The following is a 15,030-nucleotide window of genomic DNA, read 5'->3' on the forward strand; positions in this document are numbered from 1 at the left end:
CCCCGGAGGTCGCGAGTCAGAACGGTGGGTCGCTCCGCTCAACGTCCGCGCCGGGAGCCGCTGCCGGCGCGGAGGTGGTGTAGCTGCGGGGCAGCAGCCGTCGGCCGGTGAGGGCGCGCAGAGCGAGGTCACCGCTGGTGTCGGGATCGACCCGGTCGAGATCGACGTGGGGGTCCAGTACGGTCGGCGGCCTTTCGTGGCGTCGTCCGGTGGGCGTGGTCCAGGTCGTGACCCCCGTGCCGGGGTCGCGCACGACACCCCAGCCCGCATGCGTCTTCAGCAGGTGGTGCTTGCGGCACAGGGCGTGCAGGTTCGTCGCCCGGGTCTGCCCTGGGGTGCCGGGTGGCAGCGTGGCCGGGTCGAGATCGTGGTCGAACGGGATGATGTGGTCCAGGTCGTCCCAGACGGCGGGCCTGTCGCAGCCGAAGAGGAACGTGCAGGTCTCGTCCCGTGCCTGCACGGCGGCGCTCAGCACCTTGCCGGGCCGGTAGGTGGTCGTGGAGTAGTCGGTCAGGATCCCGGTGCTCGGGTCCGTGAGAAGGCGCTGCCAGGTCGCGTCGGTCGCGACGGCGCGGGCGACGTCAGCGGGGATCGGACCGAACCCGCGCAGCTCGCCCGGTGCGTCGTCCAGGCCGAGCAGCGTGCCGGCCGAGACGGTGACCCGCACCACGGGACGGGTCGGAGTGACCCGCACAGGCCGCACCACTTCTTGCACGACGTGCTGTACGACCGGCGCCCGGCCTCCGCAGGAGCACACCGGTCCGGTCTCGCTGTCGGCACCGGCCTGGTTGTCGGCGCCGTTCGGGTTGTCGGCGCCGTTCGGGTTGTCGGCACCGTTCGGGTTGTCGGCACCGTTCGGGTCCGGTCGCCTGTCCGTGCCCGACTGCGGGGAGGCACCCGTGCCTGTCCCGGGGCTCGTGTCCGTGTCCGTGCCGTGGATCGTGCTCGTGTCCGCGTCCGTCCCGGGGCTCGTGTCCGCGTCCGTGTCCGCGTACCGGTCGGCCGGCAGGAGACGGCCGGTGACGATCCCGGTCAAGGAGTCGGCACGGAGCTGGCCCAGCGTGCGTTCCTCACCCACGGCGTGCCGCAGCTGGTGGGCCATGTCGTCCACGACGTTCCAGACCGCGGCGGCGTCCACGGCCGGCAGGTAGGCCGACAGCCAGCCCATGTCGTTCTCCGCCCGGTCCAGCTGCACGCCGCGTCGCTGGGCCGCCGCTCTGGCGGTCTCCGCGGCGCCGTGACGGGACTTGGCGAACGCGAGCATCCGGTCCCGCAGCCACCGCCACGTGCGGCGCGGCGCGTGGGGCAGGAACCGGGCGATCGCCTCCGCCCGCTCGGCCACCGTCAGCTGGGAGGCGCTGCGCAGCAGTGTGTGAGCCTTGCGCACGTCGATCCGCCCCGAGGTCAGGGCACTGATGACTGCTGGATGCTGAGCACCGCTCTCGGCACGCACGACCACCTCGGTAGCCTCCGGCTCGGTCACCACCAGCTCACTGGTGACCTGGCCGACCAGGGAGTTGTGTGCGAGCGGGTGCGACTCCCTCGCGGCGCGTTCCGCCACGATCTGGGCCTGCAGACCGGCGGCCCACGACTGCAGTCGGGCGCACGCGGTGACCAGGTCGCCCAGGGCGTCGTCGGGCAGGTCGGCCAGCGGACCGTCGCCCGCGGCGCCGGCTCCCAGGTTGTCGTCCGCGTCGACCGCCTCGGCGACGACACGTGCCAGGCGCGAGCCCGGTGCACCGGTCAGGGCCTGGCGCAGGACGTCGACCGGCCAGAACGGCACCGGCACGGCGTCGGGCGGCTCGTTCTCGAACGGGCCGCCGGGCGGCACCATGACACCGGGCGGCACCGTGGCGCCGCTCGTGGCCGTGTTCTGCCTGGTTCCCATGCCTGCCCACCCCCTCGGCCGATGATCGGTAGACGTACCATCTCTGCGGACGTCTGTTCGACCCTAGCCTCCACCACTGACATCCGCCCGGCCGTCTGCTGTCCGCAGAAACAAGCCGCACCGAGCTGCTGCCCGCCGTGTCGACCCCATGGCCGCGGGAGCCCTGGCCGCGCTGCCCGCGGCACCGCCGACCAGGCTCGGCAGCGCTCGGCACCCACCCGCATGCCGCCCGGGGATGTCGGTGTCCGGTGGTTTACTCCACCTCATGAACGACGACTCGACCTACGAGTTCTCCACCGACCCCGCCCGGATCGACCCCGCTCGGGTGCACCAGCTCGTCTCGCGGCACACCTACTGGGCCGAGGGCCGCACGCGCGAGGTGATGGACGCCGCCATCGCGGGTTCCCGCCCCTACGGCGTCTTCCACGGCGGCACGGGCGAGCAGGTGGCGTTCGCGCGCGTCGTGACGGACGGCGCGACGTTCGCCTGGCTCGCCGACGTGATCGTCGACCCGCGGCTACGCGGCCGCGGGATCGGCAAGCTGCTGGTCGGGGGCATCGTCGCCGACCTCGAGCCGCTCGGCCTCCGCCGTACGGTGCTCGTGACGGCCGACGCCCACGGGCTCTACGAGCAGTTCGGCTGGGAACCGGTCGACGAGGCGTACCGGTGGATGGAACGCCGGGGGTCGAGCCCCTCGAGCACCAGCACCAGCACCAGCACCAGCACCAAGGAGGTCAGCGCATGAGCATCTCCGTCGAGGTCGGTGACCTCACCCACGTCGCGACGGACGCCGTCGTCAACGCGGCGAACTCCCTGCTCCTGGGCGGCGGCGGGGTCGACGGCGCCATCCACGCGGCGGCGGGGCCGCGCCTGCTCGAAGCGTGCCGGCGGCTGCGGAAGACCTCTCACCGGGACGGCCTGGACGTCGGCGATGCCGTCGCCACCCCGGCGTTCGACCTGCCGGCGGCGTGGGTGATCCACACCGTCGGACCGAACCTGCACCGCGGCCAGGACGATCCCGCCCTGCTCGCGTCGTGCTTCGCGCGGTCGCTCGACGTGGCCGCTGAGCTCGACGTCCGCTCGGTCGCCTTCCCTGCCGTGAGCGCGGGCGCCTACGGCTGGCCGGTGCGGGACGTCGCCCGGATCGCCGTCACGACCTGCCGCGGCTGGCTCGCCGAGCACCCGGAGGCCAGCCCGGACGAGGTGCGGTTCGTGGTCCTCGACGAGCGGGCACGGGACATCTTCGAGACGGCACTGCACGCCGGGTGACGGGCGGTCGTCCTGGACGATGCGGCGCGGCGCCTCGATACCGTCGAGCACCGGCACCTGCACGTCCCGGCGCAGGTGACTCAGCTCGTGAGCAGCTTGCGCAGCTCCGCCGGCGTCGTGGCGAGCGCGGCGGCGCCGGCGGCCTCCAGCTCGCCGGGTGCCGCGTAGCCCCAGGTCACGCCGATGGTCGGTACGTCGTGGTGGGCGGCGGCGTGCACGTCGTGCTCGCGGTCGCCCACCATGACCACCTGGCCGGGGTCCGCGCCGAGAGCCACGGCGTGCGCCAGGGCTCGCTCGACCACCACCTCCTTGCCCTCGACCAGGCCCGCTGCCTCGCCCGCCGCGCCGTGCACGCCGTCGAGCCCGCCGGTCAGGTACACGTCGAGCCCGAAGTGCTCCACGATCTGCCGCGCGTAGTGCTCCGGCTTGGCCGTGGCGACCAGGAGGGTCACTCCCTCCTCGCGCAGCTCCGCGAGCGCCTCGGGAAATCCGGGGACCACGGAGTTGTCGAACATGCCGTGCACCTCGAAGTCGCGCCGGTAGGCGGCGATCGTGGTGGCGGCGTCGGCGTCGGACAGGCCGATGGCGGTCATGCTCGCCCCGAGCGGCGGGCCCACGAAGGTGCGCAGCACCTCGTCGCCGGGGACGGCGAAGCCCGCGTCGGCGAACCCGACGCGCAGGGACGCGATGATGCCGGGGGCGGAGTCGGTGAGGGTGCCGTCGAGGTCGAGCAGGACGTGCGTGGCGCGGGTGGGGAGCGAGAGGGTCACCGGACGAGCGTGCCACACGTTCAGTGGTGCCCCGCGTGGGTGTCCGCGGCGGCGTCGCGCCCGTGGTCCGGCGGTGTCCCCGCCTGCTGCCCCGGTTCGACGACGACGAACTGGCCCATCATCCCCTCGTCCTCGTGGAGCAGCATGTGGCAGTGGTACATGTACGGCACGTCGGGGTCGGTGTAGTCGTCGAACCGCATGAGCAGCCGGTAGGTGCGCTGCGGTTCGAGGTAGACGGTGTCCTTGGGCCCGGCGAGCTCGGGCGGTGGGGCGTCGCCGTCGACGGACAGGACGCGGAACTGCACGTCGTGCACGTGGAAGCTGTGCGGCATGGGCACGGTGCTGCGCACCTCCCAGATCTCGGTGCTGCCCTCGGTGACGACCTCGTCGATGCGCCCCATGTCCATGCGGCGGCCGTTGATCCTGCGGTCGTCGAGCTCGAAGGTGCGGGTCACGGCGGCGTCCGCCTCGTGGGGTGTGTCCTGGTGCGCGTGGGCCGAGGTGTCCCAGGCGGGCTCCGGCGACGGCGCGAGGTCGTCGGCGGCCCGCAGCTCGAGCACGTCGAACGCGTCGTTGGCCCCCATCGCGAACGGGACGACGACGCCACCCAGGTCGGCCTCGAACGAGTGCAGGCGGGTGGTGTCGCCGGGCTGCAGCCGCACGACCACCTCGGCGCGCTCGCCGGGTGCGAGCCGCACGTGGTCGAGCCGGACCGGGGCGTCCAGCAGCCCGCCGTCGGTGGCGACGAGGTCCATCTCCCGGTCGGCGAAGCCGAGCTGGTAGGTGCGGGCCGTAGACCCGTTGAGCAGGCGCAGCCGTACGCGCTCGGTGGTCACCTCGTGGTACGCGCCGATGGTGCCGTTCGTCATGACGACGTCGCCGAGGGTGCCGGGTTCGCTGCCGTCGTCCGAGAGCTCGAGCTGCCCGTTCTCGTCGAGGACCTTGTCCTGCACGATCACCGGGACGTCGTCGACGCCGTAGGTGTGCGGCAGGTCGGCGGCGCGGGAGGCGTCGTCGTCCAGGAGGAACAGGCCGGCCAGACCGCGGTAGACGTGCTTCTCGGTGGCGCCGTGGGGGTGCGGGTGGTACCAGAGCGTGGCGGCCGGCTGGTCGATCCGCCAGGTGGGGCGCCAGGTGGCTCCGGGCTCGACCGCCTGGTGGGGCCCGCCGTCCATCGTGGGGGGCAGGTGCATGCCGTGCCAGTGCACGCTGGTCGGTTCGTCGAGGTCGTTCGCCACCTCGACGGCCACGCGCTCGCCGCGTTCGGCGCGCAGGGTGGGGCCGAGGTAGGCGCCGTCGAAGCCCCACGTCCGGGTCGCGGTACCGGGCCGGAACTCGGTCTCGCCCTCCTGCGCCGTGAGCGAGAAGACGCGCGTCCCGTCCACGACCTCCGACGGCGCCAGCGGCGGGACGGCCAGCTCGTTCGTGAACTCGGTCCGGTCGACCGAGGTGACCGAGCCGGGCACGAGCGCGCACCCGGCGACGGCGAGCACGACCGTCGCCGCGCCGGCGACGAGCCCGGCAACGCGCTTCACCGGTCCACCCCCAGCAGCCGCTGCACCCCTGCGGCCGCCAGGCCCGCCAGCGCTCCCCACATCGCGTCGAACAGCAGCGCGGGGACGATGGTCCACAGCGGCCCGCCGCCCGGGCCACCGGCGCCGCCGAGCACGGGCACCAGCAGCGCGACGACGTGGGCGACGAGCCCGTAGGCCACCCCTGTGAGCGTGAGCGTGAGCACCGGACGGGGCACGCGGCCCAGGCCGACCACCCCGATCCAGACGACGGCGGTGATGCCGATGATGGTCAGCGCCCGGGGTGCGCCGGTGCCGAGCGCCCCGGTGAGGCCGGCCAGCGGCCAGAGCAGGGCCAGTGTGGCCAGGCCCCCGACGAGGGCCCAAGGGATGGTGGGTCGCGCCGGCCGGTCCGGGGCGGGCAGCGGAGGAAGGTGTGGTGAGGTCATGCCTCGACGGTGCCCGCGGGACGCCGGTCGGCACATCGGCCCGGGATCGTCTCCTGATGTCGCCTGGGGGCGACACCGACCCTGATGCCTCGGCGCCGCGGGGTCCGTAGGGTGACGGTGTGCCCGAGCAGAACGCGGTCCCGCGAACGGTCGACCCGCGCGTCACGGACGTCGTCCTGGGGCTCGCCATGGCCCTCGTGGTCGCGGTGGTCGTCGCGGCCGACCCCGACACCGCGCGGCACGCCGGACCCGGCGCGTACCTGTTCGCGGTGGCCTTCGGGGCTCTGGTGCTGCTGCGGCGCCGGGCGCCGCGCACCGTGCTGGCGCTCACGGTGCTCGGCGTGTTCGTCTACTACATCCTCGAGTTCGCGCCCATCGGCATGACGCTGCCCGCGATCGCCGCCCTGTACTCCGCGGCCGAGCTGCGGCACACCGCCTGGGCCGTCGGGGGCGGGGCCACCCTGATGGCCGTCGCGACGTACTACCGGACGGTGGGCAACACCCCCGAGGAGGAGCTGGCGCCGTACGACCTGGTCACGAACCTGGCGCTCGGGGCTGCCGCCATCGCGCTCGGCGTCGCGGTCCGGCTCACGCGTGAGGCGCGCGTGCACGAGGCACGGGCCGCCGAGCAGCGGCTGCAGGCGGAACGCCTGCGCATCGCGCGCGACCTGCACGACGTCGTGGGGCACAACCTCTCGGTGATCGCGCTGCACTCCGGGGTGGCCGCCGAGGCGGTGGGCCGCGACGACGCGGCGGCCCGCGGCGCGCTCGAGCACGTGCGGGAGGCGACGTCGGGCACGCTGCACGAGCTGCGGTCGACGGTCCGGGTGCTGCGGGAACCGTCCGGCGCCGCGGCCCCCACCGGCCTGGCGGGCGTCGACACCCTGGCCCGTTCCGCACGGGCGGCGGGGCTCGTCGTCGACGTCACGCTCGACGTGCCGGACGGCGCCCTCGACGGCGCGATCGACGCCACCGCCTACCGCGTCGTGCAGGAGTCCCTCACCAACGTGCTGCGGCACGCGTCGGCCACCCGGGTGACGGTCTCGGCGCGGGTGGCCGAGGACCGGCTCGCCCTCCGTGTCACCGACGACGGCCGGGGCGCCGGCGCGGGCCTCGTACCCGGTTCCGGGCTCTCCGGGATGCGCGAGCGGGTGACCCTGCTCGGCGGCGGCCTCACCGCGGGCGACGCACCCGGCGGCGGGTTCCTCGTCGCCGCCGACCTACCCCTTCGGCTGGACGGGGACGACCGGTGATCCGGATAGTGCTGGTGGACGACCAGGAGCTCGTGCGCGCGGGCCTGCGCGCCCTCGCCCAGAGCGAGGGCGACATCTCCGTCGTCGGGGAGGCCGCCGACGGGCGGGCCGGGGTGTCCCGCGTGCGGGAGCTGCGGCCCGACGTCGTGCTCATGGACATCCGCATGCCGGGCCTGGACGGGCTGGCCGCCACCCGGGAGATCGTCGCCGACCCGGCGCTCGCGGGCACCAGGGTGCTCATCCTGACCACGTTCGACGAGGACGAGCACGTGTTCGACGCCATCCGGTCCGGCGCCGCCGGCTACCTGCTCAAGGACGTCGCGCCGGCCGAGCTGCGCCGCGCCGTCCGGGTGGTGGCGGCCGGCGAGTCACTGCTCGACCCCGGCGTGACGGCCACCGTGCTGCGTGCCGTCGCCGCGAGCCCGGCGCCCCGGTCGGGCGACGACCGGCTCGCCGCGCTCACCGAGCGCGAGCGCGAGGTGCTGCAGCAGCTGGGCCGGGGCCTCACGAACGACGAGATCGCCCGCGAGCTCTACCTCAGCCCGGCCACCGCACGCACCTACGTGAGCAGGCTGCTCGCCAAGCTCGGCGCGCGGGACCGCGCGGCGCTCGTCATCCTCGCGTACGAGACGGGCCTGGTCAGAGCTCCCTGAGCCGCGGCAGCACGTCCTCGCTGAACTGCGTGAGGAACCGCTCCTGGTCGTGGCCGGGGCCGTGCACCACGAGGTGGTTCAGCCCGGCGTCGACGTACGGCTTGATCATCTCGACCGCCTGCTCCGGGTCGGACGCGACGATCCAGCGCTTGGCGACCTGCTCGATGGGCAGCTCGTCGGCCAGCTGCTCCATCTCCGTGGCCGAGGTGACGCTGTGCTTCTGCTCCGGCGTCAGGGACAGCGGCGCCCAGAACCGCGTGTTCTCCAGCGCGGTGGCGGCGTCGCGGTCGTAGGAGATCTTGATCTCGATCATCTTGTCGACGTCTTCCGATGACCGTTCGGCTTTCGCCGCACCCTCGGCGACCGCGGGCAGCAGTTTCTCCGTGTACAGGTCCATGCCCTTGCCGGAGGTGCAGATGAAGCCGTCGCCCGCGCGCCCGGCGTACTTCGCCACGAGCGGGCCGCCCGCTGCGACGTAGACCGGCACGGGGTTCTCGGGCCGGTCGTAGATGTTGGCGCCGACCAGCTCGTAGTAGTCGCCCTTGAAGTCCACGGAGTCCTCGGTCCAGAGCGCCCGCATGAGCTGCACGGCCTCGCGCAGCCGCGCGAACCGCTCCTTGAACTCGGGCCACTCGCGGCCGGAGACCGCCGTCTCGTTCAGTGCCTCGCCCGTGCCGACGCCGAGGATCACCCGGTTCTCGGTCAGCAGCGCGAGGCTCGCGAACGTCTGCGCGATCACGGCGGGGTTGTAGCGGAACGTGGGGGTCAGCACGCTCGTGCCGAGCTGGATCCGGGAGGTGCGCTCCCCCGCGGCGGCGAGCCAGGCGAGCGCGGACGGCGCGTGACCCCCCTCGTGCCGCCACGGCAGGAAGTGGTCGGAGACCATCGCACTGTCCAGTCCCACCTCCTCAGCGCGTACTGCGAGCTCAACCAGCTCGCGCGGCCCGAACTGCTCGGCGGACGCCTTGTACCCGATTCTCAGAGTCACATCTGCGACCCTACGCTCGATCTCCGCCGTGCGAGCCGTGGCGTCGCACACATCACGTCCGCCCAGGTCAGGTCATCCGTGCAGCGCCTGGTAGGCGCGGCTGACCGGCTCGTGGTCCAGGTGCGGCGCCAGCCACCCGCTGGTGTCCACCAGCCCCTGCATCGACACCCCCGTGCTGATCCCGAGCCCGTCCAGCATCCAGAGCAGGTCCTCCGTGGCGAGGTTCCCGGTGGCCGACTCGGCGTACGGGCAGCCGCCGAGCCCGCCCGCCGACGTGTCGAACGTTGTCACGCCGTGCCGCAGCGCCGCAGCGACGTTGCCGAGCGCCTGCCCGTAGGTGTCGTGGGCGTGCAGCGCCAGCACGTCGTCGGGCAGGCCCGCGGCGTTCAGGGCGTCCAGGAGCGCGACGACGTGCCCCGGCGTGCCGACGCCGATCGTGTCGCCGAGCGAGAGCTGCTCCGCGCCGAGGTCCAGGAGCCGCTTGCCCGCCGCGACCACCTGCTCGATCGGCACGTCGCCCTCCCACGGGTCGCCGAAGCACATCGAGACGTAGGCCCGCACCCGCATCCCCGCCGCCCGAGCCCGCGTCATGACCGGCTCGAACATGGCGTACTGCTCGTCGAGGGAACGGTTCAGGTTGCGGCGCGCGAAGGTGTCGGTGGCGCTGGCGAAGATCGCGACGTGCCGCAGGCCCAGGTCCTGGGCCCGGTCCAGGCCGCGCTCGTTCGGCACGAGCACCGGCAGGTCACGGGCCCGGTCGCCGAGCCGGTCCACGAGCGCGGCGAGCACCTCCTCGGCGTCGGCGAGCTGGGGCACCCAGCGCGGGTGCACCAGGCTGGTGGCCTCGACGTAGGGCAGGCCCGCGTCGAGCAGCCGCTCGACCAGGCCCACCTTGACCGCCGCCGGCACCACCGCCTTCTCGTTCTGCAGGCCGTCGCGGGGGCCCACCTCGTAGATCGTCACCCGCTCCGGCAGGCTCGGGTCGGGCACCACCTGGGGGCTGCGCAGCTCAGGCATCGGCCGCCTCCTGGGCGTCCGCCGGCAGCACCTCGAAGAGCACCTGCCGCGCCGCGACCTGCTCCCCCGCCACCGCACGCACGCGCACCACACCGTCGCCGGGCGCCATCAGCGTCACCTCCATCTTCATCGCCTCCAGCACGCCGAGCGGCTGCCCGGCGGTCACCGCGTCGCCGTCGTGCACCTCGACGGCGGTCAGCACGCCGGGCATGGCGGCGAGCACCACGCCGTCGGACAGGTCGGCCGCGGCGACGCTCGACGCGCTCGGCCGGACGAACCGGAACGTGTGCCCGCGCGTGCTCACCTCGACCGACCGCGGGCCCACGTCGACGGCGAACCGCGCGGTCGCACCGTCCAGCGCGAGCAGCCCGTCGCCCACGGCGCGGCACGACGTCGGCGGCTCGTCCGCGCGACGCACCTCGCCCCGCGCGGTGCTCACACGGAGCACCGTGTCGTCCAGCTCGACCCACGTGTCGGCGGGCGGGCCGCCGAGGCGCCATCCGTCACCGCCGTCCGGCACCGCTGCCGCCGCGACCGTCCACGCCGCCGCCACGAGCGCGGGGCCGGGATCCGGCGGCGGCAGCTCGTGGGTGTCCAGCCAGGCGGTGTGCACCTCGCCGTCGCGGAACGCGCTCGAGTCCGCGAGCGCCCGCACGAACCCGGTGTTGGTGACGAGGCCGCCGATCGCGGTGGCGTCGAGCGCGTCGACGAGCCCGCGCCGGGCGGTCTCACGGTCGGCGCCGTGGGCGACGACCTTGCCGACCATCGGGTCGTAGGCGGCGGGGACCACGGTGCCGTCCTCGATGCCCGCCTCGACCCGCACGGTCCCCGTGGACTCCGGCCAGCGCACGCGGGTCGCCGTACCGGCCTGCGGCAGGAAGCCGCCGTACGCGTCCTCCGCGTAGATCCGCGCCTCGATCGCGTGGCCGACGACGGCGACGTCGTCCTGCGCGAAGCCGAGCGGTTCGCCGGCCGCGACGCGGAGCTGCTGCTCGACGAGGTCGATGCGCTCCCCGTGCACGCGGACGACCTCCTCGGTGACGGGGTGCTCGACCTGGAGGCGGGTGTTCATCTCGAGGAACCAGGCGCCGTTGCCCGGCCCCGCCTCGACCAGGAACTCCGCGGTGCCGACGCCGGTGTACCCGACCTCGCGGGCGAGGCTCACCGCCCAGTCGTGCAGGTGCGCGCGCAGGGCCGGGTCGAGGTCGGGGGCGGGCGCCTCCTCCAGCACCTTCTGGTGCCGGCGCTGGGCGGAGCAGTCCCGTTCGTGCAGGTGCAGCACGTTCCCGTGCTCGTCGGCGAGGACCTGCACCTCGACGTGCCTGCCGTGCTCGACGTACCGCTCCAGCAGCACGGTGTCGTCGCCGAACGCGGCGGCGGCCTCGCGGCGGGCGGCGGCGGCGGCGGGTCCGAGCTCCGCCGGCTCGCGCACGATGCGCATGCCCTTGCCGCCGCCGCCGGCCGCGGCCTTGACCAGGAGCGGATAGGTGAGCTCGCCGGCGACCGCGAGCCGGTCGTCGGTGGGCCGGTCGTCGGTGGGCTGGTGCAGCGGGATCTCCTTGAGCACCGGGACGGCGGCCTTCTCGGCGATCTTCCGCGCAGTGTCCTTGCGGCCCATGGCGTCCATCGCCTCGGGCGGGGGCCCCACCCAGGTCAGGCCGGCGCCGAGGACGGCGCGGGCGAGGTCGGCCTGCTCGGACAGGAACCCGTAGCCGGGGTGGACGGCGTCGGCGCCGGTCTCCTTGGCCGCGGCGAGGAGTGCGGGGATCGACAGGTAGGACTCGGCGGGTGGCGTCGGGCCGATCCGGACGGCGACGTCGGCGGCGCGGGTGTGCGGAGCACCGGCGTCGGCGTCGGAGTAGACGGCGACGGTGCGCAGGCCGAGGCGGCGCGCGGTGCGGATGATCCGCAGCGCGATCTCGCCGCGGTTGGCGATCAGGAGGGTGTGCGTCATGGGCATCGTCATCACATCCGGAAGATGCCGTAGGACGGCTCGGGGATCGGGGCGTTGGCGGCGGCGGCGAGGCCGAGCGCGAGGACGCGGCGGGTGTCCGCGGGGTCGATCACGCCGTCGTCCCAGAGGCGGGCGGTGGCGTAGTAGGGGTTGCCCTGGGTCTCGTACTGGGCGCGGATCGGGTCCTTGAACGCCTCGACGTCCTCGGGGGCCAGGTCGCGGCGCACGGTCGCGAGGACGGAGGCCGCCTGCTCGCCGCCCATGACGGAGATGCGGGCGCCCGGCCACATCCAGAGGAAGCGGGGGTCGTAGGCCCGGCCGCTCATGCCGTAGTTGCCGGCGCCGAACGATCCGCCGAGCACCACGGTGAAGCGCGGCACCGAGGTGCAGGCGACCGCGGTGACGAGCTTGGCGCCGTCCTTGGCGATGCCGCGGTGCTCGTACTCCTTGCCGACCATGAACCCGGCGATGTTCTGCAGGAACACGAGCGGGATGCGCCGCTGGTCGCAGAGCTGCACGAAGTGCGCGCCCTTGAGCGCGGACTCGGAGAACAGGATGCCGTTGTTGGCCACGATGCCCACCTGGTACCCGTCGATGCGGGCGAAGCCGCACACCAGGGTCTCGCCGTACCGGGCCTTGAACTCGGTGAGCTGGGAGCCGTCGACGATCCGCCGGATCACGTCCCGCACGTCGTAGGGCGTGCGGGGGTCGGCGGGGACGTCGTAGAGGCCGTCGGGGTCGAGCTCGGGCTCCTCGGGCGGCTCTCGGTCCAGGCTCGGCGCGCTCGCCGGGGTGGTGCCGATGATCTCGCGGACGATGCGCAGGGCGTGCGCGTCGTCGTCGGCGAGGTGGTCGGCGACGCCCGACGTCGTGGTGTGCACGACGCCGCCGCCGAGCTCCTCGGCCGTGACGACCTCGCCCGTGGCGGCCTGCACCAGGGGCGGGCCGCCGAGAAAGATGGTGCCCTCGTCGCGCACGATGACCGCCTCGTCGCTCATCGCGGGCACGTACGCGCCGCCCGCCGTGCAGGACCCCATGACGGCGGCGATCTGCGGGATCCCCCGTGCGGACAGGTTGGCCTGGTTGTAGAAGATGCGGCCGAAGTGCTCCCGGTCCGGGAACACCTCGTCCTGCATCGGCAGGTAGGCGCCGCCGGAGTCCACGAGGTAGACGCACGGCAGGTGGTTCTCTGCGGCGACCTGCTGCGCGCGCAGGTGCTTCTTCACCGTCGCCGGGTAGTAGGTGCCGCCCTTGACGGTGGCGTCGTTGGCGACGATCACGCACTCCCGGCCCGCGATCCGGCCGATCCCCGTGACGATGCCCGCGCTGGGCACCGCCCACTCGCCCCCGTACATGCCGTAGGCCGCCAGGGCGCCGATCTCGAGGAACGGGCTGCCCGCGTCGAGCAGCCGGTCCACGCGGTCGCGGGCGAGCAGCTTGCCGCGCGCGGTGTGTTTCTCGCGAGCGGCCGGCGAGCCGCCCTCGCGGACGCGCGCCAGCCGCTCGCGCAGCTGCGCGGTGAGAGTGCGTAGATCCGGTCCAACGCCGGTGTCGGTGGCCATGTGCCGCAGCATAGTCCGCCGGTTAATGATCGTTAACCCCTGGGGGTCATGCGAGTGCCGCCACCTCTCCGCAGACGTGCACCTCGACGCCCAGCCCCGCGAAGAGCGCCGCCTTGGCGACCAGCGCGTCGTCGGCGGTCGCCGCGTCCGGCGCGTAGGCCACGTTGAGGTGGTTGGCCTTGTGCCGCGCCATGAACTGGTCGCGGCTCACGCCGTGCAGCACGGCGTGCATGATCGGCCACTCCGGGTTGGTGGCCTGCCAGCGGCGCTCGGTCTCCTCCGGGGGCAGGCTGACGGCGGAGGCGCGCCCCAGGTCGACGTGCAGGCGCCCGCCCGCGATGTAGACACGGGACCAGACGATCTCGCCGGCCTTGGAGACGCCCTTGATGGTGGACCCGCCCAGCGGGAAGTACACCGGGTCCTGCCGCCACCCCTGCGCTCCCGCGTAGCCGCCCTCCAGGTGCGACGGCGGCACGGAGCCCGAGATCTCGAACACCCACACGAACTGCCCGTCGTACTCCTCGCCCCAGCGCACGTCGTGCAGCGTGGTGGCCGGGTCGAGGCCCATGGCGGTCCACAGCCGGTTGGTCACCAGCGCGTCCACCGCCACGCCCTCGTCCGCCTCGTTGAAGTGCGGCAGCGCGCGGCCGTCCCACAGCACACGCGCACCGTCGCGCGAGGTGACCGGGGGCCGGGCCACGTTGTTCAGCAGGCCCTCGGCCAGGTCGGAGGCGGGGCTGAGGTCCTTCAGCCCCTGCTGGTACTGGATGCCGACGGCGTCCAGCCCGAAGTCGTCGGCGATGCGCAGTGCCGCGACGTACATCTTGTGCTGCCAGCGCAGCTGCGCGGCCGTGAGCTCGGTGGCCTCGTCCTGCCCGAGGCGGAACGTCATGCCGGCGTCCTGGAGCCACGCCTGGACGGCGTCCGCCTCGGTGTCCGGCACCCGCTGCATCTCGGCCCACAGCGCCGACTGGCTCAGCCGCTCCTTGTAGATGCCGATCTGGTTGAGCAGCTCGTCGTCGATGATCGCGTTGTACATCCCCATGCAGCCCTCGTCGAAGACGCCGATGATCGCCTTGTCGCGCAGGAGCTGGTCGGCGAGCGCCTGCCCGAGCTCGGCCTGCGGGCCCGCGGGCAGGGCCGGCGCGTCGGTCACGTGGGACGCGTCGTGCTCGATCGCGCCCGTCGTGAGCCACTCGCGCAGGCCGTCCCTGAACCACTGGTCGGTGAAGTCGACGCTCCAGATCGTCGAGTACGGCTTGTCCATCTTGGTCAGCCCGGCGTTCAGGCCCAGCAGGCCCACGAGGCCCGGCCAGTCCCCCACGAAGTTCGCGGCGGTGAGGATGGGGCCCTGGTGGGTGCGCAGGCCGGCCAGCACGTGGTGGCTGTACTGCCAGACCGCCTCGGCCACGATGAGGGGCGCGTCCGGCGGGATGGACCGGAAGACCTCGAGCCCCATGCGCTGCGAGCTGATGAATCCGTGGCCCGTGGCGGGGTCCACGTCGTTCGCGCGCACGACGGTCCAGCCGAGCTCGGCCAGCGCGGCGGTGAGGTCGGCCTCCATCGCGGCCTGGGTGGGCCAGCCGGCCTGGTTCGCCGACTCGCGCAGGTCACCGCTGGCGACGAGGTACACCGTCTTCGGCGCCACCTGGGGACGCGACGTGACGGCGGGAAGGGTGTAGGACATGGGGAGCTCCTTCTGTGCTGCGTGGCTGT

13 protein-coding genes are annotated in these 15,030 nt (G+C 73.7%); 4 read left to right on the forward strand and 9 right to left on the reverse strand.

What is annotated here, in order from left to right:
* Positions 1–16: 16 nt before the first annotated feature.
* Complete coding sequence (locus tag ACYVK7_RS10830) at positions 17–1,888, reverse strand: HNH endonuclease signature motif containing protein (protein WP_460887685.1); 1,872 nt, start codon at positions 1,886–1,888, stop codon at positions 17–19.
* Positions 1,889–2,153: 265 nt separating this feature from the next.
* Here ACYVK7_RS10830 and ACYVK7_RS10835 point away from each other — a divergent pair, with 265 nt between their 5' ends.
* Together ACYVK7_RS10835 and ACYVK7_RS10840 are read left to right on the forward strand one after the other, a co-directional pair.
* Positions 2,154–2,633, forward strand: a complete 480-nt coding sequence (locus ACYVK7_RS10835) for a GNAT family N-acetyltransferase (protein ID WP_460887686.1) — start codon at positions 2,154–2,156, stop codon at positions 2,631–2,633.
* Complete coding sequence (locus ACYVK7_RS10840; RefSeq protein WP_460887687.1) at positions 2,630–3,157, forward strand: O-acetyl-ADP-ribose deacetylase; 528 nt, start codon at positions 2,630–2,632, stop codon at positions 3,155–3,157. The genes ACYVK7_RS10835 and ACYVK7_RS10840 overlap by 4 nt, the downstream gene beginning before the upstream one ends.
* A gap of 80 nt (positions 3,158–3,237) precedes the next feature.
* Here the strand turns inward: ACYVK7_RS10840 and ACYVK7_RS10845 are convergent, their stop codons facing one another.
* The 3 genes from ACYVK7_RS10845 to ACYVK7_RS10855 are packed head-to-tail and all read right to left on the reverse strand — an operon-like array spanning position 3,238 to position 5,887.
* A complete protein-coding gene (locus ACYVK7_RS10845; protein ID WP_460887688.1) occupies positions 3,238–3,927 on the reverse strand; it encodes an HAD hydrolase-like protein in 690 nt (229 codons plus the stop codon).
* 20 nt (positions 3,928–3,947) lie between these two features.
* Complete coding sequence (locus ACYVK7_RS10850; RefSeq protein ID WP_460887689.1) at positions 3,948–5,462, reverse strand: multicopper oxidase family protein; 1,515 nt, start codon at positions 5,460–5,462, stop codon at positions 3,948–3,950.
* A complete protein-coding gene (locus ACYVK7_RS10855; RefSeq protein ID WP_460887690.1) occupies positions 5,459–5,887 on the reverse strand; it encodes a hypothetical protein in 429 nt (142 codons plus the stop codon). The genes ACYVK7_RS10850 and ACYVK7_RS10855 overlap by 4 nt, the downstream gene beginning before the upstream one ends.
* A 119-nt stretch (positions 5,888–6,006) precedes the next feature.
* On the opposite strand from ACYVK7_RS10855, the gene ACYVK7_RS10860 reads away from it, so the two are divergent.
* A complete protein-coding gene (locus ACYVK7_RS10860; RefSeq protein ID WP_460887691.1) occupies positions 6,007–7,140 on the forward strand; it encodes a sensor histidine kinase in 1,134 nt (377 codons plus the stop codon).
* The gene (locus ACYVK7_RS10865) at positions 7,137–7,793 is read left to right on the forward strand and encodes a response regulator (protein ID WP_460887692.1); all 657 of its coding nucleotides are present in this window, start codon (positions 7,137–7,139) and stop codon (positions 7,791–7,793) included. Before ACYVK7_RS10860 ends, ACYVK7_RS10865 begins: the two co-directional genes overlap by 4 nt.
* Here ACYVK7_RS10865 and fgd read toward each other — a convergent pair.
* From fgd to ACYVK7_RS10890, 5 genes are all read right to left on the reverse strand, one after another.
* Positions 7,780–8,781, reverse strand: a complete 1,002-nt coding sequence (gene fgd, locus ACYVK7_RS10870; RefSeq protein WP_460887693.1) for a glucose-6-phosphate dehydrogenase (coenzyme-F420) — start codon at positions 8,779–8,781, stop codon at positions 7,780–7,782. The genes ACYVK7_RS10865 and fgd overlap by 14 nt on opposite strands.
* Before the next feature lie 72 nt (positions 8,782–8,853).
* The gene (locus tag ACYVK7_RS10875) at positions 8,854–9,798 is read right to left on the reverse strand and encodes a hydroxymethylglutaryl-CoA lyase (protein ID WP_460887694.1); all 945 of its coding nucleotides are present in this window, start codon (positions 9,796–9,798) and stop codon (positions 8,854–8,856) included.
* Complete coding sequence (locus ACYVK7_RS10880; protein ID WP_460887695.1) at positions 9,791–11,752, reverse strand: acetyl/propionyl/methylcrotonyl-CoA carboxylase subunit alpha; 1,962 nt, start codon at positions 11,750–11,752, stop codon at positions 9,791–9,793. The genes ACYVK7_RS10875 and ACYVK7_RS10880 overlap by 8 nt, the downstream gene beginning before the upstream one ends.
* Positions 11,753–11,763: 11 nt before the next feature.
* Positions 11,764–13,314, reverse strand: coding sequence for a carboxyl transferase domain-containing protein (locus tag ACYVK7_RS10885; RefSeq protein WP_460887696.1), 1,551 nt, complete (start codon positions 13,312–13,314; stop codon positions 11,764–11,766).
* Between the two features lie 46 nt (positions 13,315–13,360).
* Positions 13,361–15,001 (reverse strand): fucose isomerase, encoded by a 1,641-nt coding sequence (locus ACYVK7_RS10890; RefSeq protein WP_460887697.1) that lies wholly within the window; start codon positions 14,999–15,001, stop codon positions 13,361–13,363.
* Between the last annotated feature and the right edge of the window lie 29 nt (positions 15,002–15,030).

This window comes from Promicromonospora xylanilytica (assembly GCF_054782895.1).

Bases quoted from the DNA above. Each gene is read 5' to 3' on its own strand.
- ACYVK7_RS10835 (WP_460887686.1), top strand. From the start codon at position 2,154: ATGAACGACGACTCGACCTACGAGTTCTCCACCGACCCCGCCCGGATC.
- ACYVK7_RS10880 (WP_460887695.1), bottom strand. From the start codon at position 11,752: ATGACGCACACCCTCCTGATCGCCAACCGCGGCGAGATCGCGCTGCGG.
- ACYVK7_RS10890 (WP_460887697.1), bottom strand. From the start codon at position 15,001: ATGTCCTACACCCTTCCCGCCGTCACGTCGCGTCCCCAGGTGGCGCCG.
- ACYVK7_RS10840 (WP_460887687.1), top strand. From the start codon at position 2,630: ATGAGCATCTCCGTCGAGGTCGGTGACCTCACCCACGTCGCGACGGAC.
- ACYVK7_RS10885 (WP_460887696.1), bottom strand. From the start codon at position 13,314: ATGGCCACCGACACCGGCGTTGGACCGGATCTACGCACTCTCACCGCG.
- ACYVK7_RS10875 (WP_460887694.1), bottom strand. From the start codon at position 9,798: ATGCCTGAGCTGCGCAGCCCCCAGGTGGTGCCCGACCCGAGCCTGCCG.
- ACYVK7_RS10830 (WP_460887685.1), bottom strand. From the start codon at position 1,888: ATGGGAACCAGGCAGAACACGGCCACGAGCGGCGCCACGGTGCCGCCC.
- ACYVK7_RS10855 (WP_460887690.1), bottom strand. From the start codon at position 5,887: ATGACCTCACCACACCTTCCTCCGCTGCCCGCCCCGGACCGGCCGGCG.